Origin of the sequence: Levilactobacillus angrenensis (assembly GCF_003946085.1) — a bacterium.
Lineage (GTDB): Bacteria > Bacillota > Bacilli > Lactobacillales > Lactobacillaceae > Levilactobacillus > Levilactobacillus angrenensis.
In genome coordinates, this window is sequence record NZ_RHOB01000023.1 from 1 (window position 1) to 23,972 (window position 23,972).

Below are 23,972 nucleotides of genomic sequence, written 5' to 3' on the forward strand. Positions count from 1 at the left end.
AACGCACCGCCTACGGCTACCGCAACTGGACCAACTTCCACTATAGAATACAGATTGAATTTAATATCCGGGTCCAAAAAAGAGGCCCAATTCGTAAGTGAATTGAACCTCTCAAATTCTCCCCATCAACACCGGTTGACAAAGAGCCATTTAAAATGATGCGGTACCAGTTTGAGCCGTCACTGGCTTTGTAACCGGCCTTGTTGACGGTGACCTTGGTGCCGGCCGGAAAATCAGTCGTGTGGCCAGTTGTCTTGGACAGGTAGTTGGAGTTCAAGACGTGGTTGTACAGTTTGTAATTGGTGTCCGTGTTCAAGGTGTAAGTCCCGCTGGCATCACTGTAGGCGACCTTAGGGAACTTCAAGACCTTGTTGTAGACCCAGTACTTGGCAGTTGAATTCTTGCCGAAGCGGATGCGGTACCAGGTGCCGCTCCAACCGCCTTTTTTAACGCCACGAGAATCAACGTAGACCTTAGCGCCACGGTGATCCGCACTCAGACGACCCCAACCGATCTTGTAAGCGCCGCTCGTACCCTTAACGTGATTGTAGACGGTCCACTTGGTGTAGTTGTTAGCCAGTTTGGCCGTTTCATTGTTACCACCGTGGTTGTATTTAACCGTCTTCTTCGGAGTTGCGGGCGTGTGATCCGTGTCGGTATCCGTATCGGTATCCGTGTCCGTCGTGCCCCCCAAGCTAGCGTATTGGGTCTTCACCAAGTTGACGAAGTCCGTCATGGTGTACGTCGTCCCAAAGTAGGCGCTAGCATTAGACTTCCAGTACCCATCGGGGTCGGTATGGGTCGTGCCCCCCAGGTTCAACGAAACGTCGTGGTGAGACAGGATGGTTGAATTACGCTTAGGTGTCAGCCCGTATTGCTTTAAAATGTAAGCCGTGTAGTAGGCGGCGTTATTCAATTCGGAAGCGAAGGCCGCCTTGCTGTGGACTTCGACTTGTTCGAATTGAACGTAGCGCGCGTTGGCTACGGGACCAGCCCCCCAGCACAGGTACTTCGTGTTGGCGATGTTGATGATGCGGCTGGCATCCACGAAGGTGTGGACGAACGCGTTACCGTAATTATTCTTCATATAGGTAATTTCGTTATAGATCGTGGAATTAGGATTGGCCGTTTCGTGGACCACGACCCCTTCAGGTTTACCATTACGGTAACTATTCTTGGGAAAACCAGACCAAATATTTTTGGTGATCGTCGGTGTTGCGTAGTGTTGATTCGCAATGTACGAATTGATCGAATTGGCGCTGGCCGTCACAGCGTTGCTGCCCCAAAAGAGGCCAAAGCATCCTGCGGTAAGAGCGATTCCCCGAACCGCCCAACGTTGCCATTTTTTCATAATGTCTGCTCCTCCTATAGAAATTAATTATGAACTAAACAGAACTGATTCAACGACTCGATTATAACTTATTTTCGCAAGCAATGCGTACGCGTGTTCTACTTGGCAAAAGGCGAGGTTGTTCGGAAATTCATTAAAAAATCATATTTTCTTCGTATTTTCGACGGTAATAGTCGTATTATGTCGTGTTTGGTCTAGAACTATTTGGAAAAGTTCGGTTTTATCATTTTGTTTCAATCACCTTACAATTCGATTGCAAATTCGTGGAAAGCCGTTACCAGCCACGGGGGGATGACTTTACTTGCTTCGGGGGTTAAACTTGACTATAATGATATTTTGCATACGAAAGGAGCGACGAACAATGGCTGAGACTAAAGAGATTAAGATTGGCGATTACGTTGCGGCGAAGAAATTTGGGCCCTTGGAACATGATTTCACTGGGGAAGTTACCAAAGTGTATGATAATTCAGTTTTAGTGGAGATTCGGGACTATGATCCTGCCGATAAAACGGCCGTGGGCGACATGAATAACCGTGCCGTTGTGCGGAAGTCCGCTGCTAAGATTACTGGGAACAGTGCGGATAAAAACTAGTTTTTTCAAACTTTTTTGAATTTATTTGCAAAAAGATAATGACAACTCACAAATGGTATGCTATACTCATTTGTGTTGTGCGGGTGTAGTTTAGTGGTAAAATTCAAGCTTCCCAAGCTTGCGTCGCGGGTCCGATTCCCGTCACCCGCTTTCGAATGGGGCGGCCTTCTAGGTCGTCTTTCTTATTATTCGAAAGTTTTAACCGTCCAGGCAATAGTACATCAATCAAGTCTTGTCAGCGAGTCCGGGAGGCTGTGAGCCGGATCAAGAATATTGGTGGAACGGGGCTTAGACGACATTTAAATGAACTTTTAAAGTGGACTTTTAAGTCAATCAGAGTGGTACCGCGGGTCATCTCGTCTCTTACAAATAATTTTGTAGGGGACGTTTTTTTATCCCGTGAACCAAATGGTGTAGACTAGGCTTATCAACGTCATTCAAGAAATAGGAGGAATACAGGATGGATTATAAACAAACGGTCACCACAGCGTTAGCGACGGCCTTAGACGGCCAATTAACGGCAGATGAGATTGCGGCCAAGCTCGAACGGCCCAAGACGTCGGACAAAGGGGACATGGCCTTTCCCACGTTTACTTTAGCCAAGACCTTGCACCGCGCACCGCAACAGATCGCTCAAGACCTGGCCGAAAAGTTGGATACGACTGGCTTTGAAAAGGTGGAAGTCGTGGGTCCTTACCTGAACTTCTTCTTTGACAAGGGTGCTTATAGTGAAGCTACCTTGAACACGGTCTTGACAGCTGGGGCCAGCTACGGAACCAACGAAGACGGCAATGGCGGCAACGTGCCTATCGATATGTCTTCGCCAAACATTGCTAAGCCGATGTCCATGGGCCACCTGCGTTCAACGGTGATTGGAAATTCAATCGCTGAAATTTTGACGAAAAACGGTTACCACCCAATCAAGGACAATCACTTGGGTGACTGGGGAACGCAATTCGGGAAACTGATCACGGCTTACAAGCTGTGGGGGAACGAAGAAGATGTTAAGAAAGACCCCATCAACAAGCTGGTCGAATACTACGTACGGTTCCACAAGGAAGACGTGGACAAGCCAGAACTCGACGACATTGCGCGTGAATGGTTCAAGAAGCTAGAAGACGGCGACCCAGAAGCCCATCACCTGTGGGAATGGTTCCGGAAGGCTTCCCTGCAAGAATTTAACGACGTGTATGATGAATTGGGCGTGAAATTCGATACTTACAATGGGGAAGCTTTCTACAATGATAAGTTGGCCGAAGTGGTGCAGATCTTAAAGGATAAGCATTTGCTGGTCGAATCTCAAGGCGCACAAGTGGTTGACTTGAGCAAGTACGACCTGAACCCAGCCTTGATCTTGAAGAGCGACGGGGCGTCACTGTACATCACCCGGGATATCGCCACGGCCTTGTACCGTGACCGGACCTACCATCCAGCTAAGAACCTGTACGTCGTGGGTTCCGAACAGACGTATTACTTCAAGCAATTGAAGGCCGTCTTGAAGGAAATGGGCGTCCCATCTGCGGATGACTTACACCACGTACCATTCGGGCTGATTACGGTAGACGGCAAGAAGCTGTCCACGCGTTCTGGCCGGATCATCTTGTTGGCCAAGGTCTTGGAAGAATCTATCAAGCTGGCTGGCGAAGAAATCAACGAAAAGAACCCTGACCTGGCTAACAAGGAAGAAGTCGCCAAACAAGTTGGGGTGGGGGCCATCGTCTTCGGTGATTTGAAGAACGAACGGACCAACAACATTGACTTCGTCTTAGCTGATCAACTGAAGTTTGAAGGCGAAACGGGGCCATATGTCCAATACTCTCACGCGCGGGCTGAAAGTATCTTGCGCAAGGCGGGCAACGTTGACGTGCAAGCCGCTGGCAACCACGTCGCTGACCCCGAAGCCTGGGATACCATCAAGACGTTGGCTGATTTCCCAGCTATCGTTAAAATGGCTTGCGATGAGCTGGAACCATCCGTGGTGGCCAAGTACGCGATTCGCTTAGCGAAGACCTTTAACAAGTACTATGCGCACTCCAAGATCTTGACGGAAGACGCAGATTTACCAGCCCGTTTGGCACTGGTCAAGGCAGTTTCCACGGTCTTGAAAGAAAGCCTGCGGTTATTGGGTGTCCAAGCACCAGATGAAATGTAAACAATTTAAAATGAAGTGTGAAGAGTTTGGGAGATTTTTCCAAGCTCTTTTTTTACGGCAAAAATTGGGGTGGCAGTCGTTGAATAAGGATGGTGGTTCTTTCGGCGTGCACCAGACGGGTTCAGTGCCGAATTGATTGAATGTTCGGCTATTCGTTGGATTATTGATTTAGTGATATTGGGGAATAAACGTATTAATATTTAGCTGCTGGCTGGTATGTCAGCGTGTGATAATGGTGATGGTTAGCTGATTAGTCGCTAAAATGGTTACCCTTAAACCGTATATTAATATATTTATAACTAATATTGTTCTTATTTTGATTGACATGATGCGTGATTCTTGCTAAAATTGGCCTAAAATATGGGGAAGAGGGATGGCGATGACGAAGATTGCGGTCGTTATGGGGTCGATTTCGGATTGGCCGGTCATGCAGTTGGCCGTCCAGCAATTAGCTGATTTAGGGATAGATTGTGAGCGACGAATTATTTCCGCGCACCGCATGCCGGCGACGCTACAGAGCTATGGTGAACAGGCCCGTGAGCGGGGGATTCAGGTCATTATCGCTGGTGCTGGCGGGGCTGCTCATTTGCCCGGTATGTTGGCGGCGAATACGTTGGTTCCAGTCATCGGGGTGCCGATGCAGTCCCAAGCACTCAACGGGTTAGACTCGTTGTTGTCGATCGTGCAAATGCCCGCTGGCGTGCCGGTGGCAACTATGGCCATTGGCCGGGCGGGGGCCAAAAATGCGGCATTGCTAGCCGCGCAGATTCTAGGCTTGCAAGAGCCACAGGTCGCCCGCGCGTTACAAGATTTCCGGCAGACTCAACGACAGGAGGCCCAGCAAAGTGAACAAGAACTCTGAACAAGTGATTTTACCGCCAGCGACGATTGGTATCGTGGGTGGCGGCCAGTTGGGACGAATGCTGACGGTCAGTGCCAAGCAAATGGGGTATCGCGTAGGGATTTTAGACCCCACTCCAGATTCACCGGCGGGTCAGCTCGCCGATTTTCAAGTGATTGCGGATTATCAAAATCAGGCGGCGTTACAGTCGTTAGCGCGGGAGAGTGCTGTTTTGACGTATGAATTTGAAAACGTCGATGAACAGGCTTTGAGCGCGGTCCGCCCGCTGACCAGCTTGCCCCAAGGCGTTGAGCTGTTACATATCACGGGCAACCGACTACGCGAGAAACAATTTCTGGCCAAGCTAGGAGTTGCGGTGACCCCGTTTGCGGCGGTACCCAACCGATCCGCGCTGCCGGCAGCCATCGCGCAGGTGGGAACGCCGGCCATTTTGAAGACGGTAGCGGGGGGGTACGATGGTCACGGTCAGCTGGACTTAGATGGCCAAGTCCTGCCCTTAGAGATTGCCTCCCTGACGGCACATCCTTGCATTCTGGAAGCGCGCCAACAGTTTACTTGTGAGGTTGCCATGATGGTCACGCGCAGTGCCACCGGCGACGTGGTGACCTTTCCGTTAGTGGAAAATCAGCACCGTCACCACATTTTACACACGACGTTGGCCCCAGCTCGGGTGGCGCCAGCAGTTCATCGGCAGGCCCAACAAATTGCCACACGAATTGCTACCGCGTTGAACTTACGAGGTGTTTTGGGGATTGAATTTTTTGTTTTGGCCAACGGCGAGTTGTTGGTCAATGAGTTGGCTCCGCGGCCCCATAATTCGGGTCATTACAGCATTGAGGCCTGCAATATTTCGCAATTCGAAGCACACATTCGTAGCATTTGTGGGCTACCGTTGCCTGAAATACAACAGTTACGACCGGCAGTAATGCGCAACCTTTTGGGTGAGGATCTTGCCGTGGCGCGTCAGGCACTGGTGACCCAGCCCGACTGGCATTTTCACGATTATGGTAAAGAACAGATCAAGCCACAGCGAAAGATGGGTCATGTGACCTGTCTGACCGACGATTTTGCGGCAACGTTACAGGAATTAGCGACCTTGAAGGGGGACCATTGAACGTGATTGAAAAAGGTGAATTATGTTACACCGGTAAGGCTAAGGCGATGTACGCCACCAACGACCCCGATGTCTTGTGGGTCGAATACTTAGATCAAGCCACGGCCTTGAATGGCAAACGAAAAGTGGCCATTGCCCAAAAGGGTCTCTTGAATAATCGCATCTCGAGTCTGATCTTTCAGGATCTGGCCGCTCACGGCATTCCCAATCATTTTATTGCGCAGACCAGCGACTATGTTCAGCTGGTGCGACGGGTGACGATGTTGCCACTGGAGGTCGTGGTGCGAAACGCGGCATCGGGCAGTTTCGAACGAAAATTTGGCGTGGCGCATCTGACCCGCTTGACCCCGCCTGTGTTGGAATTTTTCTACAAGAGTGACCAGCTAGATGACCCGGCAATCAATGATTCACAGATTCACGCGCTTAAACTGGCGAGTCCAGCAACTTTAACAGAGGTACGGCGCCAAGCGTTACGGGTTAATGAGCGTTTGAGCCAGATCTTTGCGGCGATGGGAATTCAATTGGTCGATTTTAAACTTGAGTTCGGCTTAACGGCGGCGGGAGAAGTCTTGTTGGCCGATGAGATTTCACCAGACAGTTGCCGCTTAGTGGATCAAGCGACGCATCGGTCGTTGGACAAGGACGTGTTTCGGCACGATCTTGGCGAACTCACGCCGGTGTATCAAGAAGTCTTATCGCGTTTAGCAACCATCGAAGGGAGTTCCGCCCATGTATCTCGTTAAGGTCACCGTGACGTATAAGGAATCCATCCTTGATCCTAAGGGAGAAGCCATCAATGACGCCTTACAACGCCTGGGGTATCACAATGTTCAGTCCGTTGAATTGGGCAAATATTTTGAATTACAGGTAGCCAAAAGCGACCGGCCCATTGCGGAGCAAGTGAATGAAATGTGTGACCGGTTGCTTGCCAACGTCAATATGGAAACCTATCACTATGAAATTACGGAAATGAGGACGCAAGCATGAAGTTTGCCGTGATTGTCTTTCCCGGCTCCAATTGTGATGCTGATATGGCCAATGCCTTGCGTGATGTCTGTCATTGCGCTGTTGAGTTGGTCCCCGCGACGGCGACGACGCTGACGGGTTACGATGCGGTGGTGTTGCCGGGCGGCTTTTCGTATGGCGATTATCTACGAAGTGGGGCCATTGCGCGATTTGCTCCGGTCATGGCGGCCGTTCAGGCATTTGCTACTGCCGGAAAGCCGGTGGTGGGGATTTGCAATGGGTTTCAGATTTTAACGGAGGCGGGGCTGTTGCCCGGTGCCTTGCGCGCAAATCGCTCATCACAATTTATTTGCCAAGCGAGCCGACTCCACGTTTGTAATCCCCACACGCAGTTCACCACGGCGTACGCGAAGCAACCAGATATTCAGTTGCCGATTGCGCATGGTGAGGGCAATTATTATTGCGATGCGGCTACTTTGGCGGACTTACGAGAACACCAACAAATCGTCTTTGAATACGTGGATAATCCTAACGGTAGTGTTGCTAATATTGCCGGTATCGTCAATCGTCAAGGCAACGTGTTGGGGATGATGCCCCATCCAGAGCGGGCCGTGGAACAATTGCTGGGATCCATCGACGGCTTAGGTCTGTTTACATCACTGATTGAAAATCACCGGGAGGAAACGCATGTCTAAGACCAGCACATTAACACCAGAAGAACTTCAGGCCAGCCGGGCCTACCGGGAATGGGGCTTGACCGACGATGAATATCAACGTCTGTGCGATCAAGTGCTCAAACGCTTGCCCACCCATACCGAAGCAGGGCTATTCTCCGGAATGTGGAGTGAACATTGCTCGTATAAAAATTCCAAACCGGTGTTGAAAAAGTTTTGGACCCAAGGGAATCAAGTCATCGCGGGCCCCGGCGAAGGTGCGGGCATCATCGATATTGGGGATGGTCAGGCCGTCGTTTTTAAGGCAGAGAGTCACAATCACCCCTCGGCCATCGAGCCCTATGAAGGTGCCGCAACCGGCGTGGGGGGCATCATCCGCGATATTTTCTCCATGGGCGCTAAACCGATTGCCATTTTGGACAGTTTGCGGTTTGGCGAATTGACGGAACCACATACCAAGTATTTGGTCTCCCAAGTGGTGGCCGGCATTGGTGGTTACGGCAATTGCATTGGTATTCCCACGGTTGGTGGTGATACGGGGTTTGACGCTTGCTATCAGCACAATCCGTTGGTCAACGCCATGTGTGTCGGTATTTTAGATCAAGCCGATATGCAAAAAGGTCAGGCTACAGGAGTGGGCAATCGCATCATTTATGTCGGTGCTAAAACGGGGCGTGACGGAATCAGCGGTGCGTCATTTGCCTCGGCAGAATTCAGTGACGATCGTGAAAGCCAACGTTCTGCAGTCCAAGTGGGCGATCCGTTCATGGAAAAGTTATTGATGGATGCCTGTCTCGAAGTGATTCACCAACACGGTTCGGCGTTGGTCGGCATCCAGGATATGGGCGCGGCCGGCTTGGTCTCTGCTTCCGCTGAAATGGCGTCTAAGGCCGGTAGTGGTCTTGAACTGAACTTGGACTTGGTGCCACAGCGAGAAACGGGGATGTCGGCCTTCGAATTGATGTTATCGGAATCGCAAGAACGCATGCTTCTGTGCGTCAAGGCGGGAACGGAAGACGAAATCTATGACGTGTTTGCGCGCTATGGTCTCGATGCGGTGGCGATTGGGACGGTCACTACGGGCCATCAATATCGCTTGTGGCATCATCACGAGTTGGTAGCGGATGTTCCCGTCGACGCCTTGGCCAGTGATGCGCCCGTCTACCAACGGGACAGTCGCCAGCCGGCTCGGTTAGCTGAGCAAAATGGCGAACAATTTCGGCCAGTTATCACGGATGCCGTGGCAACGCTAAAACAGTTGCTACAACAACCGACCATCGCATCCAAACGCGCCCTGTATCAGACCTATGATTCACAGGTGCAGACGAATACTGTCGTCCAACCGGGATCCGATGCGGCGGTGATTCGAATTCGTCAAACGGAAAAGGCTTTGGCTCTGACCACGGACGTAAATGGCCGCTACTTATACCTGAATCCGCGAGTAGGTGGTGAAATGGCTGTCGCGGAGGCGGCCCGTAATATTGTCGCTTCCGGCGCCCAACCGTTAGGCATCACGGACTGTTTGAATTTTGGCAATCCGGAGAAGCCGGAACAATTTTACGAACTAGATGAAGCTGCGCAGGGAATTAGCCGTGCCTGTCGTCGGCTAGACACACCGGTGGTATCCGGCAACGTTTCCTTAAACAATGAATCAAACGGTCAAGCCATTTATCCCACACCAATGATTGGCATGGTCGGTCTGATTCGTCGCCATCAAGACATCACGACCCAAGACTTCAAACAACCGGGTGACTTGGTCTATGTCTTGGGAGCCACGCAAGGTGACTTTAACGGCAGTGAGTTGCAGAAATTACTGACGGGAGACATCAGTGGGGCGCTGTTTGATTTTTCCTTAACGATTGAAAAACAACATCAAGATTTGCTCTTGACGGCCATTCAATCCGGCCTCGTAGCAAGTGCCCACGACGTTTCTGAAGGGGGCTTATTGACGGCGATTGCGGAATCGTGTTTTGGCCGGGGGCTGGGGGTCACGTTGACGAGTGAGTTGCCAGCAGCACACCTGTTTGCGGAAACCCAATCACGCTTTGTCGTCTCCATTCGGCCAGAACACCAAGCGGCATTTGAAACGCTCGTGGGCACCGCGGCCACTTACTGGGGTCAGGTGACTGGAGATGATCAATTACGAGTTCAGGCAGCTGACCAACGGATTCAAGTTAGTGTGCGTGAAGCACAACAGCTATGGGAGGAGGCGATACCGTGCCTACTGAAATCAAGGGATTAAATGAAGAGTGCGGTGTCTTTGGTGTCTTTGGCGCGGCAAACGCCGCTACGTTGACGTACTTTGGCTTACATGCCTTGCAACACCGCGGACAAGAAGGGGCGGGCATCACCGCCAATGACCATGGCAACTTGCAGTCCGAACGGGGCTTGGGATTATTAGCCGACGTCTTTCGCGACCCCCGACGATTGGCGCGGTTGACAGGAACAGCAGCGGTGGGCCATGTTCGGTACGCGACGGCTGGCAACCATGGCTTGGAAAATATCCAGCCGTTGGCCTTTAACTTCAGCGATGCCCAGTTTGCGTTGGCCCACAATGGTAATTTGACCAATGCGCGCACACTGCGGCGGGAGTTGGAAGCAGCCGGGGCAATCTTTCATGCCAGCTCGGACAGCGAAATCTTGATGCATTTGATTCGCCGGAGCATGGCCCCTACGCTGACGGAACAACTGCAGGTAGCTTTACGACAAGTCCATGGCGGCTTTGCCTATCTCCTGTTGACCAATGACAGTCTGTACGCGGCGTTAGACCCCAATGGCTTACGGCCACTAGTAATTGGTCAGTTGCCGACCGGCGGCTATGTAGTTTGCAGTGAGACGTGTGCATTAGATGCGGTCGGTGCGGAATTCTTACGGGATGTTCATCCCGGAGAACTGGTCACTATCAATGATCAGGGCTTACACATTGGCCACTACACGACCGAGACACAGTTAGCCATTTGTGCGATGGAATTCATTTACTTTGCTCGGCCAGATTCTAATATCTATGGGGTCAATATTCATTCGGCCAGAAAGCAAATGGGTCGTCAATTGGCTTGTGAACAGCCAGCGGATGCCGATATCGTAGTCGGGGTCCCGAATTCTTCGCTTTCAGCGGCTTCGGGCTATGCGGAAGCCAGTGGCTTACCTTACGAAATGGGCTTGATCAAGAATCAATACTCCGCGCGAACCTTCATTCAGCCGACCCAAGCGTTGCGTGAACAAGGGGTACGCATGAAGCTATCGGCGGTAAAAGGCGTCGTTGCCGGCAAGCGCGTGGTGTTGATCGATGATTCTATCGTGCGGGGAACCACCAGTCGCCGAATCGTGAAACTCTTAAAGGATGCAGGGGCTGCGGCGGTGCATTTGCGAATTGCTTCACCACCCCTGCGGTATCCCTGTTTTTATGGCATTGATATCCAGTCGACTAAGGAATTGATTGCGGCCCAACAGACGATTGCCGAAATGCAACGGACACTGGGGGCTGATTCTCTGGCATTTTTAAGCGAACGCGGGGTGATCGATGCCGTCGGACTATCCACAACAGCACCATATGGTGGGCTATGTATGGCTTATTTTAATGGCGACTATCCAACGCCGCTCTACGATTATCAGGCAGAATATGATGCTGAAGTGCAAGCGAATTTACAGCAATGAAAGGGGTGGGGAAATGAGTGATGCGTATAAAAAAGCCGGCGTTGATTTGACAGCTGGGTATGCTGCTTTGAAGACAGTCAAGCAGTTGAGCGGAAATGACCAGTTGGGAGCATTTGGTGGCCTGTTTCCCTTGGCCGACCAAGACCTAACTGCAGATCCCGTGTTAGTCGCCGGCAGTGATGGCGTGGGAACGAAATTGCTGGTGGCCATCGCGGCCCAGCAGCACACCACGATTGGCATTGATTTGGTGGCTATGTGTGTGAATGACGTCTTAGCACAAGGCGCCCGACCGTTATTTTTCTTAGATTATTTGGGACTGGGCAAGACCGAGTCAACACGGGTCCAAGCCATTTTAACCGGTGTGGTAGAAGGGTGTCGGCAGGCCGGGGCCCAATTGATTGGCGGCGAGACGGCAGAGATGCCCGATATGTACACACAAGACCACTATGACCTCGCGGGTTTTGCGGTCGGCTTGGCGAATCGGCGAGACCTGCTCACGCCGGCCAATGTGCGCGCCGGTGATGTGCTGATTGGGTTGCCATCCAATGGCTTACATGCTAACGGATTCAGTTTGGTCCGTGACATTCTGTTTAAGCAACATGCGTTTGCGCTGACTGACGAATTTTCCGAGCTGGGTCATTCACTACAAGCAGAATTACTGCGACCGACGCAAATTTATGTCGACAGCGTCTGGCCTTTGTTGATCCGACATCGGGTAGCCAGCATGGCTCACATTACGGGCGGCGGATTGATCGAAAATGTTGCCCGGGCCCTGCCAACAGGTCTAAGCGCCGAATTTGCTTGGGGAAGTTGGCCGGTACCCGCCATTATGCCGTTGCTGGGAGAACTGGGCCAGTTAACGCCACAGGATCTACGCGAGACCTTTAACTTGGGATTGGGGATGGTCCTGGTCGTTCATCCCGAAGAACGGGCAGCTACATTAGCGCAACTGGCGGCCAATCGTCAACCCGCCTATCAAGTGGGGCGCGTGGTGACTGGTGACACACCGGTGGTCTTTAAGGAGGCCGTCAATGGTTAAGCGTTTGGCAGTCTTTGCGTCGGGCAACGGGACGAATTTTACTGCACTGTGGCAGGCGATTCAGGATCGCCAGTTACCGGCGCAAATCGTGTTGTTGGTCTGTGATCACGCCGATGCACCTGTGGTTCAGCGCGCCGCAGTTGCCGGGGTACCAGTGTTTTGCATTGATTTTAAGGCATACGAAAATAAGGCCAACGCTGAGGCGGCCATTTTGACGCGCTTGCAAGCGGCACAAGTCACCACCATCTTGTTGGCTGGCTATATGCGCTTGATTGGCCCCACGTTATTGGATGCTTATCCGCAACACATTATTAATCTGCACCCCGCATTGTTGCCACATTTTCCGGGCCGTCATAGTATTGAAGACGCCTTGGCGGCCGGGGCAACGACGACTGGTGTCACGATTCATTTCGTTGATGCTGGGATCGATACGGGGCAGATCATTGCGCAGCGGGCAGTCGCCATCTTGCCCACGGATACGTATGAGACGTTGGCGCCACGGATTCACGCGGTCGAGCACCAATTATATCCGGACACGTTACAGGAACTTATAAAGCAGCATTGCATTTAAGCGTCCATTGAAGAAAGTAGGGATAATCATGGCAAAAGTCTTGATCATTGGTAGTGGCGGCCGCGAACACGCCATTGGCCGGGCCATGTTGGCCAGTCCACAGGTGACGGCGGTTTATTGTGCCCCCGGTAACCCGGGGATGTCGTTATCCGGCATTCAACCAGTCACTATTGCCGAAACGGATTTCGCAAATCTGACTGCCTTCGTGCGCCGAGTGGGAGTTGACCTAACCTTTGTGGGACCCGAAGCGCCGTTAGCAGCGGGAATCGTGGACTATTTTACGGCCGCGGGTCTCCGGGTATTTGGGGCTAATCAGGCGGTGGCCCGGCTGGAAAGCTCCAAGGCCTTTGCCAAAGACTTCATGCAACGTCATCAGATTCCAACAGCGGCTTACACCGTTTTTCACGATACTGCCGCGGCGGTGGCCTATAGCCGCCAGGCGTCGTTACCCCAGGTGATCAAGGTTGATGGTCTCGCGGCCGGTAAGGGGGTCACCGTCGCCCGGACGCAAGAGGCTGCTACCCAAGCCATTACAACGGCGTTTGCGGTGACAGATACGGTCCTGATTGAGGAATTTATGGCCGGATTTGAGTTTTCCCAAATGGTGTTGGTCGGCGGCGATAAGTTTTGCTTATTACCGGCCGCCCAGGATCATAAACGGTTGTTGGACCACGATGCGGGACCCAATACCGGGGGAATGGGGGCCTATTCACCGGTGCCCCAACTGACGCCGGAGATTCGCCAGCAAACGATTGACCAAATCATCTTACCCACGATTGCCGGACTTAAGGCGGATGGCCTGACCTTAAATGGGGTTATCTACGTGGGCGGCATCTTGACCGCCACGGGAATTCGGGTCATTGAATACAACTTACGCTTGGGCGACCCGGAAACCCAAATCTTATTGCCCCAACTTCAAGGGGATTTTTACCAAATCATTGTCGACCTTTGCCAGCAGCGCCAACCCACTTTAGCTTGGCAAACGGCCGCGACCTATTTAGGTGTGGTCTTAGCGGCGCCGGGCTATCCCGCCCACGTGCAAACTGGCGTACCAGTGCCAACGCTAGCGACTGCCGATTATGCCGGGGTTAGTGGCACACCGCAACACCTGGTTAGTGCCGGTGGTCGGGTGATGACAGTCATCGCCCATGGGGCAACACTGGCGGCGGCCCAGCAACTGGCTTATGGCCAGCTGGCCCAGTTGACAACGGGACCGTTGCAGTTTCGTCACGACATCGGTTGGCAAGGGTTGGGGGATGACGATGGCCAACCGTCGTTATGAGACTGGCAACTGAGAGGCAAAGCCAGTCATCCACTGCGTTAGGTGAGTTGCCTGATCTCCACAAAATTAAGCAGGGGTCTTTGCGTTCAAAACGAATATTTGGTACACTTGCTTTATAAATATGCAGAGGCATGTGGCTTAATTCCGGATCCTTTGCTATACTTAATGCAATTTTATGCGGGAGGGCCGTCGCCATGAAAAAAAGTATTCGCCAAGCGCGCATTGAGCAACTCATTAATCAGTACCCGATTGGGACTCAAGAAGAATTGATGGAACATTTGGAAGAAGTGGGTATTCAAGCGACTCAGGCCACCATCTCCCGGGACATTCGTGAAATGCAGATCGTTAAGGCCCAAGATGGCCACGGTCATCTGCGCTACACCATCTTTAAGGCGGGCAACCGCAGTGAAGAGGAGCACTTGCGCGAAACGATTAACGAAGTCGTCACTGGCTTAACGCGGGTGGAGTTTGTCAATATTTTGAAAACGCTGCCGAGTAACGGGAATCTGCTAGCCGCCATCTTTGACGATTTGAATTTGCCAGAGATTGCGGGCACGTTGGCGGGACACGATACGATTTTTATTATCAGTCCCAGCGCTGAGGTCGCAGAAAAGTTACACGACGAAATTGCCGGTGAAATGAATCCGGAAATCGTACATTAACCATAAGTAAGATGGGCGGACCTGGTCGGTAATCAACGACTGGGGCCGCTTTTTTCAGCCCAGACTGCGGTTAAGGGTTATTAAAGATTCAGGGGAAATGTGGTGTGACGGCTGGACTATGCTAAAATAGGTCTAATACAATTGAGATAAGAAGAGGCTATTTCTATGAATAACCAAGAACCTAATCAGAATTTTTGGTCAGGCTTCAAAGCCCACTTCAAACGTTTCTGGCGGCGGTACCAGCTGACACGTTGGCTGATCGTCATGGTCTTGACCATCGTCTTAGTGGTGAGTGGCTACCTGACGTTTATGGCGAAGACCGCCAACGTGGGGGATTTGAAGGCCGCGCTGGAGAATCCAACGCAGATCTATGACCGCAAGAATCAAAAGGCAGGGACCCTGTATTCGCAAAAAGGGACTTACGTGGCGTTACGCAAGATCTCGCCTAACGTGCAAAGTGCCGTGATTTCAACGGAGGACCGGAACTTTTATCGTGAACACGGTTTCTCAGTCAAAGGAATCGGCCGGGCATTTTACCTGTACGCGAAGAACAAGCTGTTGCGGCAAAACTACATTAGTGGTGGGGGCAGTACGTTGACCCAACAATTAGTGAAGAATGCGTACTTAACGCAGGAGCAAACGTTCACGCGGAAATTTAAAGAGTTGTTTCTATCAATTGAAGTCGAAAATGTCTACACGAAAAAGGATATTTTGTCCATGTACCTGAACAACGCCTACTTCGGCAACGGGGTCTGGGGCGTGCAGGATGCGTCTAATCGTTACTTTGGTAAATCCGCGGCGAACTTGACGGTGCCGGAGTCGGCCGTATTGGCGGGGATGTTGACGTCGCCCAGTGCTTACAACCCCATCGACCATCCCCAAGCGTCGCGGTCACGGCGTAACGTGGTCTTGGGCTTGATGGCGGAGACTGGTGCCATTTCCAGCGCGCAAGCTAAGCAGTATCAGGCGACCGCGTTGACGACCAACGACACCTACAATTACAAGAACTCTTATAAGTACCCGTACTTCTTTGACGCCGTCATCAATGAGGCTGTCAGCAAGTATGGGCTGACCGAATCAGAGATCATGAACAAGGGGTATAAGATCTACACGACCCTGGATCAGGCGAACCAGACGCAGATGCAGACGCTGTTTAAGAATCCAAGTTACTTCCCCGCCAACGCCGCCGATGGGACCAAGGTCCAGGCCGCCTCGATTGCGGTCGATCCGGATACCGGTGGTGTAGAAGCCGTGGTCGGTGGCCGGGGGAAACACGTCTTTCGGGGATACAACCGCGCGACGCAAATGCAGCGGCAACCGGGGTCGACCATCAAACCGCTGTCCGTTTACACGCCGGCGCTGGAAAATGGCTACTACTATGATTCAGAGTTGACCGATAAGAAGAAATCCTACGGGACCAACCACTATTCACCCAACAATTATGGCAATCAGTACAGCGGCAAGGTGCCGATGTACCAGGCGTTGGCCCAAAGTAAGAATGCGCCGGCCGTTTGGCTGTTGAACAAGATTGGTGTCGACAAGGGGTATGAGTCAGTGAAGAAATTCGGGTTGCCCGTGACCAAGTCTGACAAGAACCTGGCGCTCGCGCTGGGTGGTTTGAAGACTGGGGTCTCGCCACAGCAACTGGCGCAAGCCTACACGGCATTTGCCAACAACGGCACCATGTCGTCGGCCCATTATATTCGCAAGATTGTGGATGCGTCGGGCAACGTGGTCGTTGACACCTCGGATAGTAAGGCCAAGACGACCAAGGTCATGTCCAGCAAGACCGCTAAGCAGATGACCAGTATGATGATGGGTGTCTTCAACTACGGGACCGGGGTCAGTGCCAAGCCGTATGGCTACACGATTGCTGGTAAGACGGGGAGCACCGAAGCCGATGGTGATTCCGATGCGACCCGAGACAAATGGATCGTCGGTTACACGCCAGACGTGGTGGTGGCAACCTGGGAAGGCTTTGACAACACCAGTAGCAAGCACCATTTGGAAAACGTCAGCGGTACTGGCGAAGGGCCGCTGTACCAAGCCGAAATGCAAAGCATCTTGCCGAACACCAAGGGCACCGCGTTTAACACCAAGGACGCGTCAACCATTGCTAAGGCCGCCAACAACAATAGCGGCACCGACGCCACTGACATTTGGGATTCCGTCCAAAAGGGGATCGACAATGCCGGCAAGTCGTTTAACAACGCGGCCAACACCGTGAAGTCTTGGTGGAATTCCATTACGAATTAGCCAAATGTGGGTGGGATGAAAGCGCCTAACATGGTACAATAGAATTTGTATTGTAAATGGGCGTCAAAGCCCACTGAGGAGGAAATGACATGGCCGACAAAATGGCAGAATTGGGCGAACAAGTTACCCAAGCACTCAAAGATTCAGAACAATTTAAAGCTTTGCAATCAGCATTCAACGCAATGAAGGCTGATACCGACACCTACAAGTTGTTTAAGGACTTCCAAAAGATTCAATTGGACTTGCAACAAAAGCAGATGTCCGGCCAACAATTAACGGACGATGAAATGAAGCACGCCCGCGAAGTGGCCGACCAAGTCGGTAAGATCGACTCTATCAAGGACTTGATGGAAGCAGAACGTGGGGTCAACTCCATGTTAAACCAATTAAACAAAACGATTACGCAACCCATTCAAGATATTTACGCGGGTTAAGGATTTGTTGATCGTCGGCGCAACCACTCATTTTGGTGAGGTCGGTGCGCCGACGATTTTTTATTAAAAAGCTAAAGGTTGAAAGATGAAAGTTAGCTAGAAACATTGGCATCACGCAACTCGTGGCATAAAAATTAGTCATTTATAACTTCGTAGCGAGAACTGGCCGCCTACCGTTCGCCAAATATGGGTTGGAGCGCGGTGGACGGACCGGACCGAGCCTGAAAAGCGGTCTCGGCCTCGCTTTGAGCCGAATAACACGTCTCAAAGACACCAGTTGTCTAAGCGGCATGAACCGCGCCGCTAAAACAATTCCCACGGCTGAACCCATATTTGGCTGACGCAGGCTCCTGGTTTGACTAATTTTAGTGAACAGGATACTGTCATTTCGGGAATTACCGCGTTAATGCTGCTTTCAATCTTTAGTTTAAAAAATTTGAGGGGGATTATCATGAAATTTATTCACGCGGCTGATTTGCATTTGGATAGTCCTTTTCTGGGCCTGACGGGCTTACCGAACAGTCTGCTGGCTGATGTGCGGCAGTCGACGTTTACGGCGGCGACCAAGATCTTTGACCAAGCACTGGCCCAGCAGGTGGACTTTGTGCTGTTGGCCGGAGACCTCTTTGACCGGGCAGAGCAAAGCGTGGCGGCGCAGGCGTATTTGTTTCAGCAGTTCGACCGTCTCAATCAGGCACAGATTCCCGTGATCGTGAGCTTCGGCAATCATGATTATCTAGCCGACCAACACCAAACGGTCGCTTACCCCGCCAACGTGACGGTATTGGGGAGCACGGTGACGACCAAGACGCTGACGTTACGCGACGGGGAAACCGTGGCCATCAGCGGGTTCAGTTACCCGCAACGGTGGGTGACGAGCGATCCGTTGCCTGATTTTCCGGCTCATGCGGCCACGGACTGGCACATTGGCATGCTCCACGGTGCTGTGGCGACGGGAAGTGCGGACCATTACGCCCCATTTACCGTGGCGGACCTGTTGGGCAAACGCTATGACTACTGGGCGTTAGGCCACATCCACCACCGGCAACTGCTCAACCAAGAGCCGCCAATCCTGTACGCGGGTAACACGCAGGGCCGTGCCATCAACGAGACTGGCGAAAAGGGCGCTTACCTGGTCACCAGCGATCACGGGCAGTTGCACCCGCAATTCTTTGAAACGGCGGCGGTCGATTGGGCGACGGCCACGTTGGATGCGTCAGGGGTAACCGACCTGACCGCGCTGGGCACACAGCTGACGACCTGGTTAACGGCCCACCCGGCGCCACGGCCAACCTTGACGGCGCTGACGGTGACGCATTTAGCGTTGACTGCCAGTGATTTAGCTAGCTTGCGGCAGGGCGATTGGCTCCAGCTATATTTGCGGACGCACGCGCGCCAGTTGAAGGCCGCCCAACGCTACTTGGTGGCGCTCACGCCGGCGGTCGCGTCTCAGCCGTTAGCCGCGCCACAATTGGACCAGCAATATTGGGACCAGGGGGCGCAGACGGTCTTTACCTCAGAAAATCTGCAAGCGACCTTTGGCAAATTGGCCCAGGAACCGGTCCTCGCCGATTGGTTCGGTCAAAAAACAGTCTCGACAACATTACAGCAACAGGCGGAACAGATTTTAGCCGAACTCATGGGAGAGGAGGACCACGATGCATCTTAACCGTTTAACGATCTATGGCTTTGGCCATTTTCATGATCGCACGTTTGACCTCACTGCGGGGCTCAACTACTTGTTGGGGGCCAACGAGGCGGGCAAATCGACCTTGACCCAATTTATCACGGCCATTTTCTTTGGGTTTCCGACCAAGAAGCACCCGGCGCTCCGGTATGAGCCGCTGGATGGCAGTCGGTTCGGCGGGGAAATTGCGTTTACCCAAGCCGGGGTCGACTATCTGGTCAGCCGCACCGATGGCCCGCATGGCGGTAAGGTCACGCTCCACGATACCACGCATGACCTGGCACTACCGGCCGCCAATTTAAAACGCTTGTTGGCACCGGTGGATGCGCAACTTTTTACCAGCGTGTACGCCATCAATGAACCGCGGCTTGGGACCGTTTTTGCCGCCTCCAAGCAGGAACTGATCGACCGGTTACGCCACGTGGGGGCGGTGGGCAGTGACTTTTGGCTCCAGCAGGCCCAGCACCTGGAACAAGCTGCTGAGACCCAATACAAACCGCAGGGGCGTAATCCACTGTTGAATCAACAGCTGCGCGACCACCGGGAGCTCACGGCCAAGTTGGCCAAGGCCGACGCGGCTTACGAGACCTACTGGCAATTGCTCCAGCAGCAACAGACGCTACGCAACACCCAAACGGCGACGCAACAGACCTTGACGCACCAGCGCGCCGTTACGGAACAGGTCACCCAACAGGCGGCACTGTGGGCGACTTATACCGAATGGCAACGCCTGGGGTCCGACGAGCAGGCCGCAGTCAGCGGGTTCACCGCCGATGATGCGACGCGCCTGGAACAGTTGCGTGGTCAGGTGAGTGCCAGCAACCAAACGCTCGCCCAAGACCAGCAACATCTCCAGGACTTGCAGCAAGACGCCCAGTTACCGCCATTGTTTCAGGCCTACTTACCGGTCGCAAGCCAAGTTGACCCGTTACTGATGCAGCTACCTGAGATGACGCAAACGGCAAACGAGCAACAACAGCTGGCCGCCAGTCAACAGGATTTAGAGGCCCGTTCAGCGGCGTTGGAGCACCAATACGCCATCAACGGGCAAATGCCGCGACCATTTTCGCTAGCCACGACGCAACAGGTCACGGCACTACAGGAACGGTTGACCGCAGCTAATCAGAAACGCCGGCGCCTTCAGCAACAGTTGAATCAACTCAATGAGCGGTTTCAGCAGCAACAGCCGAGTCGCCGTCAACAACGCAATCCGTTGGCCGATAAGCAGATCATCTGGCTGGCGATTGGTCTGGTAGTCTTGGTCGGCTCGATGTTTCTGCCCGGTACCTGGTTCAAACTCGTCGGGGCCTTACTCGGCGTGGCGATTGGCTACTACGGCGTCTTCTTGGTGGATAGCAGCACGCCGGCCAGCCGTGAATTGGAAACGTTGACGGCCGATATCCGGGATAGTCAGGCACAGCTACGTGAAGGTGGCCAATTGGTCGATGACTTGAACAATCAATTGGATACTATTGCGACGGCTCATGGTCTGGGCGATTTGCCTGTGGATCAGTGGTCGGCCGCCCAAGGTGCCATCGGTGAATGGGAACAGCTGACGCGCCAACTCGAGGACACCGGTAGCCGCCTGGCTAAGGCCCAGCAGACCGTGACCACGTATTTGACTCAGGTCACCCAAGCCTTGCCCACGCTAACCGGGGAGGACCTGGCCACCATTGCGCCCCAGTTGACGCAGTTACAGACACTCAAGCAGTCGTTGCAGCATCAAGAAGGCGACCTCGCCACCGCGACGGCGCGGCTCAAGGCCGACCAAGCGGCGGTAGACACGGCGCGCCAGCAACTCAACACCTTTCTCAGTACGCGTAACCTGCGGAGCGTCGCGGCCTTTTACCAGCGCTACCAAGCACAGCGCGAGCGGACCAATCGGCAACAGCAACGCGCAGCCCTGGCAGAACAGCTGGGCGATAACTTGGCTGCCCTACAGCAGTTTGCCAATCACGCGGCGTTGACGGATCAATTGGCCCAAGCCCAGGCCCAACAAGCGGCCACACAACAGCGCCTGGATCAAACGACGACCCAACTGGCGACGCTCGCCGGACAACTGGCCCATCTAACGGCTAGCGGCACCCAGGCCACGTTACGGCAGAAATTAGCGAACTTGGAAACGCAAATGATTGCCACGACCCAAGACTGGCTGGTCAAACGACTGACTAGTCAATGGATTGCGGCAACCTTGGCGGCGGCTTCGGGCGACCGGTTGCCGCAAATTGTCGCGCAAGCCAGCAATTATTATGGCAAATTGACGGAAAACCGGTATACTGAAATTGAACTGACAGCGACAACGTTACGCGTGCGGCGAGCCGCTGGCGATTGGCGCGACGTCAGCCAGCTTTCACGGGGGACGGCCGAGCAACTCGATTTGGCCGTCAAACTCGCCTTTGCGGTGGTCTTGAACCAGCAGGTCACCATGCCACTGGTAATCGACGACGGCTTCGTTAATTTTGATGCCCAGCGACGGCAGGCAGCTTACGCGTTGTTAGCGGAAATTAGTCAAACGTTACAGGTCATTTTCTTAACAGCAGATCCAGCCGTTGAACAGTTAGCGGCGGGGAATTTGATTCGATTGCATGAATAGGAGGGCTAATATGGCGGCAACAAAACAATTATTGGATTATGGTGTCGATGAGGCGGTCGACCTTTTCGTCTTATTGAAGTCAGCGGACGTCCGCACGGCCAAGAACGGCAAACAATACATCGCGTTGGTCTTTGAGGATCAATCGGGCGAAATCTCAGGGAAGTACTGGGACGCTTCGCCGGATGACATTGAAAACTACGTGGCGGGACGTGTCGTTCATTTGCAGGGGAAGCGGGAAAACTACCAGACCCATCCCCAAATTAAAATTTTCCACCTGCGCCTGACCCATCCCGGCGAGCCCAATGATCCCAATAGCTTCATCGAACAAGCCCCCATGTCGCGGGCGGCGATGGAAGAGTACATCACCCAAACGGTTTTTGAAATCACCCAACCGACCTGGAACCGGTTGGTCCGCAAACTACTTCAAGAATACGCGGACAAGTTCTACACCTATCCCGCGGCCAAAAGTAACCACCACGCCTTTCAGGGTGGGCTGGCGTACCACACGATTTCGATTTTGAAATTAGCCCATTCGGTGGTCAAGCAATATCCGGACCTCAACGCACCGCTTCTGTTTGCGGGGGCCATCTTACATGACTTGGGCAAGACGATTGAATTGTCCGGGCCCAAGTCCACAGTCTACACGTTGGCCGGCAATTTGATTGGCCACATTGTCTTGATCGACGGCGAACTGGTGCGGGCTTGTGATGCGTTGAAATTAGACCCTCAAGCCGAAGACGTGTTGTTACTGCGGCACATGATTTTGAGTCACCACGGGCTGCTGGAATACGGGTCACCTGTCCGACCAGCTTTGCGTGAGGCTGATGTCTTACATCAGTTGGACGAATTGGATGCGTCCATCATGATGCTGGACACGGTCGTCGAACACACCACGCCGGGGGAATTCTCCGAACGGGTCTTTGCCTTGGACGGTCGGCGCTTCTACCGGCCAACCACGACCACACCCCAGCCACCAACTGCGGATTAACAGAACAAGCTAATTGAAAAAGCCATCCCGGCCGTTGGTTATCGCATGGATAACGGTCAGGATGGCTTTAAAGTAGGGCGATATTTAACCATGAAAAAAACACCTCACAATCGTTAGACTTTTTGGTCTAACAATTACGAGGTGCTTTTTAGTTAAGCCTAAGTTGATTACTTGGATGAAGATGAACTCTTAGAACTTGAGCTCGTTGACAAGTAGTCAGAAAGGATGTTCTTCAAGTCGTTATCCTTGATAGAAACGTTACCCTTCTTCAAGACCTTGGCAACCACGTTGTGCAGAACGGTGCTATCGTTCATGTCGTTGTCAATGATTTGCTTCTTCAATTCGGCCTTGTGTTCCTTGATTGTTCCCTTACCAGGGTTCTTCAGCATCAAGATGACGTGGTAACCGTATTGCGTCTTCACAGGCGTAGCGGTGTATTCGTCAGTTGATAACTTGAAGGCAGCCTTCTTAAAGGTAGAATCCAAAGAGGTGTCGGTGCTGTCAAAGGCACTCAACTTACCACCCTTGTTCTTAGTAGCCGTATCAGTGGAGTACTTCTTAGCTAACTTCGTGAATTCGCTAGTCAAGTTGCTCTTCTTGGTGTCCTTCAGATCACTGATGATCGTTTGGGCAGTGGACTTCTTAGAAACTAAGATGTGGGCCACAGTGACCTTAGGTTCGTAGCTCTTGAATTGCTTCTTGAGTTGCGCGTCGGTAACCGTGACGTTGTCCTTAACGGCTTCCTTCAACAGTAAGTTGGAACGGATTTCAGTCTTTAAGCTGGATTCCGTCATCCCACTTTGAGAAAGTACACTCTTGAATGATGAACCGTATTGTGACTTGTAGGTGTTGAATTGCTTGTTGACAGCGGACTTACTTACATTGCTGCCGTATTGCTTTTCCAAGACCTTGTTCAAAATCATTTGTTGCAAGACTTGCTTACCAGAAGAAGTACCCTTTAAACTGCTGTAGTACGCACTTTCGGTAATCTTACCACCATTAGTAGTGGCAACGGTTTGGCTGCCACAACCGGCAAGTGTTACGGTCAGTAACAAGCCAGCAAAGGCGATAAACCATTTCTTCATATTCCTCAAC

At 52.5% G+C, this 23,972-nt stretch carries 19 protein-coding genes, 1 tRNA gene and 1 pseudogene; 19 read left to right on the forward strand and 2 right to left on the reverse strand.

Annotated features, from left to right (window positions below; translation table 11 throughout):
- Positions 1-799 precede the first annotated feature (799 nt).
- A pseudogene (locus EKM83_RS13485) lies at positions 800-1,351 on the reverse strand (peptidoglycan recognition protein family protein); the annotation flags it as partial.
- Positions 1,352-1,712: 361 nt separating this feature from the next.
- Between EKM83_RS13485 and EKM83_RS11200 the strand changes: the two are divergent.
- The 19 genes from EKM83_RS11200 to EKM83_RS11290 all read left to right on the forward strand — a co-directional run bounded on the left by EKM83_RS11200 (position 1,713) and on the right by EKM83_RS11290 (position 22,877).
- The gene (locus EKM83_RS11200) at positions 1,713-1,943 is read left to right on the forward strand and encodes a DUF2187 domain-containing protein (protein ID WP_125577469.1); all 231 of its coding nucleotides are present in this window, start codon (positions 1,713-1,715) and stop codon (positions 1,941-1,943) included.
- Between the two features lie 79 nt (positions 1,944-2,022).
- A tRNA-Gly gene (locus EKM83_RS11205) sits at positions 2,023-2,093 on the forward strand.
- Positions 2,094-2,403: 310 nt separating this feature from the next.
- Positions 2,404-4,095: an arginine--tRNA ligase gene (gene argS / locus EKM83_RS11210; RefSeq protein WP_125577471.1), complete on the forward strand. Its 1,692-nt coding sequence runs from the start codon at positions 2,404-2,406 to the stop codon at positions 4,093-4,095.
- A 379-nt stretch (positions 4,096-4,474) separates the two neighbouring features.
- Entirely contained in the window at positions 4,475-4,957 is a 483-nt protein-coding gene (purE, locus tag EKM83_RS11215; RefSeq protein ID WP_125577534.1) for a 5-(carboxyamino)imidazole ribonucleotide mutase, read from the forward strand.
- Positions 4,941-6,071 carry a 5-(carboxyamino)imidazole ribonucleotide synthase gene (purK, locus tag EKM83_RS11220; RefSeq protein ID WP_125577473.1) on the forward strand — a complete coding sequence of 377 codons (1,131 nt, stop codon included), beginning with the start codon at positions 4,941-4,943 and terminating at the stop codon, positions 6,069-6,071. The genes purE and purK overlap by 17 nt, the downstream gene beginning before the upstream one ends.
- Before the next feature lie 5 nt (positions 6,072-6,076).
- Complete coding sequence (gene purC, locus EKM83_RS11225; RefSeq protein ID WP_191987419.1) at positions 6,077-6,814, forward strand: phosphoribosylaminoimidazolesuccinocarboxamide synthase; 738 nt, start codon at positions 6,077-6,079, stop codon at positions 6,812-6,814.
- Positions 6,801-7,058 (forward strand): phosphoribosylformylglycinamidine synthase subunit PurS, encoded by a 258-nt coding sequence (gene purS, locus EKM83_RS11230; RefSeq protein ID WP_125577478.1) that lies wholly within the window; start codon positions 6,801-6,803, stop codon positions 7,056-7,058. The genes purC and purS overlap by 14 nt, the downstream gene beginning before the upstream one ends.
- Positions 7,055-7,732, forward strand: coding sequence for a phosphoribosylformylglycinamidine synthase subunit PurQ (purQ, locus tag EKM83_RS11235; protein ID WP_125577480.1), 678 nt, complete (start codon positions 7,055-7,057; stop codon positions 7,730-7,732). The genes purS and purQ overlap by 4 nt, the downstream gene beginning before the upstream one ends.
- Positions 7,725-9,953 (forward strand): phosphoribosylformylglycinamidine synthase subunit PurL, encoded by a 2,229-nt coding sequence (purL, locus tag EKM83_RS11240; RefSeq protein ID WP_125577482.1) that lies wholly within the window; start codon positions 7,725-7,727, stop codon positions 9,951-9,953. Before purQ ends, purL begins: the two co-directional genes overlap by 8 nt.
- Positions 9,929-11,365, forward strand: a complete 1,437-nt coding sequence (gene purF, locus EKM83_RS11245; protein WP_125577485.1) for an amidophosphoribosyltransferase — start codon at positions 9,929-9,931, stop codon at positions 11,363-11,365. Before purL ends, purF begins: the two co-directional genes overlap by 25 nt.
- 13 nt (positions 11,366-11,378) lie before the next feature.
- Positions 11,379-12,404, forward strand: a complete 1,026-nt coding sequence (gene purM / locus EKM83_RS11250) for a phosphoribosylformylglycinamidine cyclo-ligase (protein WP_125577487.1) — start codon at positions 11,379-11,381, stop codon at positions 12,402-12,404.
- Positions 12,397-12,975, forward strand: coding sequence for a phosphoribosylglycinamide formyltransferase (gene purN, locus EKM83_RS11255; RefSeq protein ID WP_125577489.1), 579 nt, complete (start codon positions 12,397-12,399; stop codon positions 12,973-12,975). Before purM ends, purN begins: the two co-directional genes overlap by 8 nt.
- Positions 12,976-13,003: 28 nt before the next feature.
- Complete coding sequence (gene purD / locus EKM83_RS11260; protein ID WP_125577491.1) at positions 13,004-14,257, forward strand: phosphoribosylamine--glycine ligase; 1,254 nt, start codon at positions 13,004-13,006, stop codon at positions 14,255-14,257.
- Between the two features lie 194 nt (positions 14,258-14,451).
- Entirely contained in the window at positions 14,452-14,919 is a 468-nt protein-coding gene (locus EKM83_RS11265) for an arginine repressor (RefSeq protein ID WP_125577493.1), read from the forward strand.
- Positions 14,920-15,084: 165 nt separating this feature from the next.
- Positions 15,085-17,175: a PBP1A family penicillin-binding protein gene (locus tag EKM83_RS11270; protein WP_125577495.1), complete on the forward strand. Its 2,091-nt coding sequence runs from the start codon at positions 15,085-15,087 to the stop codon at positions 17,173-17,175.
- Between the two features lie 89 nt (positions 17,176-17,264).
- Positions 17,265-17,609, forward strand: coding sequence for a YlbF family regulator (locus EKM83_RS11275; RefSeq protein ID WP_125577497.1), 345 nt, complete (start codon positions 17,265-17,267; stop codon positions 17,607-17,609).
- A 451-nt stretch (positions 17,610-18,060) separates the two neighbouring features.
- Positions 18,061-19,278, forward strand: a complete 1,218-nt coding sequence (locus EKM83_RS11280; protein ID WP_125577499.1) for a metallophosphoesterase family protein — start codon at positions 18,061-18,063, stop codon at positions 19,276-19,278.
- A complete protein-coding gene (locus EKM83_RS11285; RefSeq protein ID WP_125577502.1) occupies positions 19,268-21,889 on the forward strand; it encodes an ATP-binding protein in 2,622 nt (873 codons plus the stop codon). The genes EKM83_RS11280 and EKM83_RS11285 overlap by 11 nt, the downstream gene beginning before the upstream one ends.
- 10 nt (positions 21,890-21,899) lie before the next feature.
- Entirely contained in the window at positions 21,900-22,877 is a 978-nt protein-coding gene (locus tag EKM83_RS11290; protein WP_125577504.1) for a 3'-5' exoribonuclease YhaM family protein, read from the forward strand.
- Positions 22,878-23,044: 167 nt separating this feature from the next.
- Here the strand turns inward: EKM83_RS11290 and EKM83_RS11295 are convergent, their stop codons facing one another.
- On the reverse strand, positions 23,045-23,962 hold the full coding sequence (locus EKM83_RS11295) for a peptidylprolyl isomerase PrsA (RefSeq protein ID WP_125577506.1): 918 nt from the start codon (positions 23,960-23,962) through the stop codon (positions 23,045-23,047).
- Positions 23,963-23,972: the final 10 nt, after the last annotated feature.

Bases quoted from the DNA above. Each gene is read 5' to 3' on its own strand.
- EKM83_RS11295 (WP_125577506.1), bottom strand. From the start codon at position 23,962: ATGAAGAAATGGTTTATCGCCTTTGCTGGCTTGTTACTGACCGTAACA.
- purS (WP_125577478.1), top strand. From the start codon at position 6,801: ATGTATCTCGTTAAGGTCACCGTGACGTATAAGGAATCCATCCTTGAT.
- argS (WP_125577471.1), top strand. From the start codon at position 2,404: ATGGATTATAAACAAACGGTCACCACAGCGTTAGCGACGGCCTTAGAC.
- purM (WP_125577487.1), top strand. From the start codon at position 11,379: ATGAGTGATGCGTATAAAAAAGCCGGCGTTGATTTGACAGCTGGGTAT.
- purD (WP_125577491.1), top strand. From the start codon at position 13,004: ATGGCAAAAGTCTTGATCATTGGTAGTGGCGGCCGCGAACACGCCATT.
- EKM83_RS11265 (WP_125577493.1), top strand. From the start codon at position 14,452: ATGAAAAAAAGTATTCGCCAAGCGCGCATTGAGCAACTCATTAATCAG.
- EKM83_RS11280 (WP_125577499.1), top strand. From the start codon at position 18,061: ATGAAATTTATTCACGCGGCTGATTTGCATTTGGATAGTCCTTTTCTG.
- purQ (WP_125577480.1), top strand. From the start codon at position 7,055: ATGAAGTTTGCCGTGATTGTCTTTCCCGGCTCCAATTGTGATGCTGAT.
- EKM83_RS11290 (WP_125577504.1), top strand. From the start codon at position 21,900: ATGGCGGCAACAAAACAATTATTGGATTATGGTGTCGATGAGGCGGTC.
- EKM83_RS11275 (WP_125577497.1), top strand. From the start codon at position 17,265: ATGGCCGACAAAATGGCAGAATTGGGCGAACAAGTTACCCAAGCACTC.
- purN (WP_125577489.1), top strand. From the start codon at position 12,397: ATGGTTAAGCGTTTGGCAGTCTTTGCGTCGGGCAACGGGACGAATTTT.
- purL (WP_125577482.1), top strand. From the start codon at position 7,725: ATGTCTAAGACCAGCACATTAACACCAGAAGAACTTCAGGCCAGCCGG.
- EKM83_RS11270 (WP_125577495.1), top strand. From the start codon at position 15,085: ATGAATAACCAAGAACCTAATCAGAATTTTTGGTCAGGCTTCAAAGCC.
- EKM83_RS11200 (WP_125577469.1), top strand. From the start codon at position 1,713: ATGGCTGAGACTAAAGAGATTAAGATTGGCGATTACGTTGCGGCGAAG.
- EKM83_RS11285 (WP_125577502.1), top strand. From the start codon at position 19,268: ATGCATCTTAACCGTTTAACGATCTATGGCTTTGGCCATTTTCATGAT.
- purE (WP_125577534.1), top strand. From the start codon at position 4,475: ATGACGAAGATTGCGGTCGTTATGGGGTCGATTTCGGATTGGCCGGTC.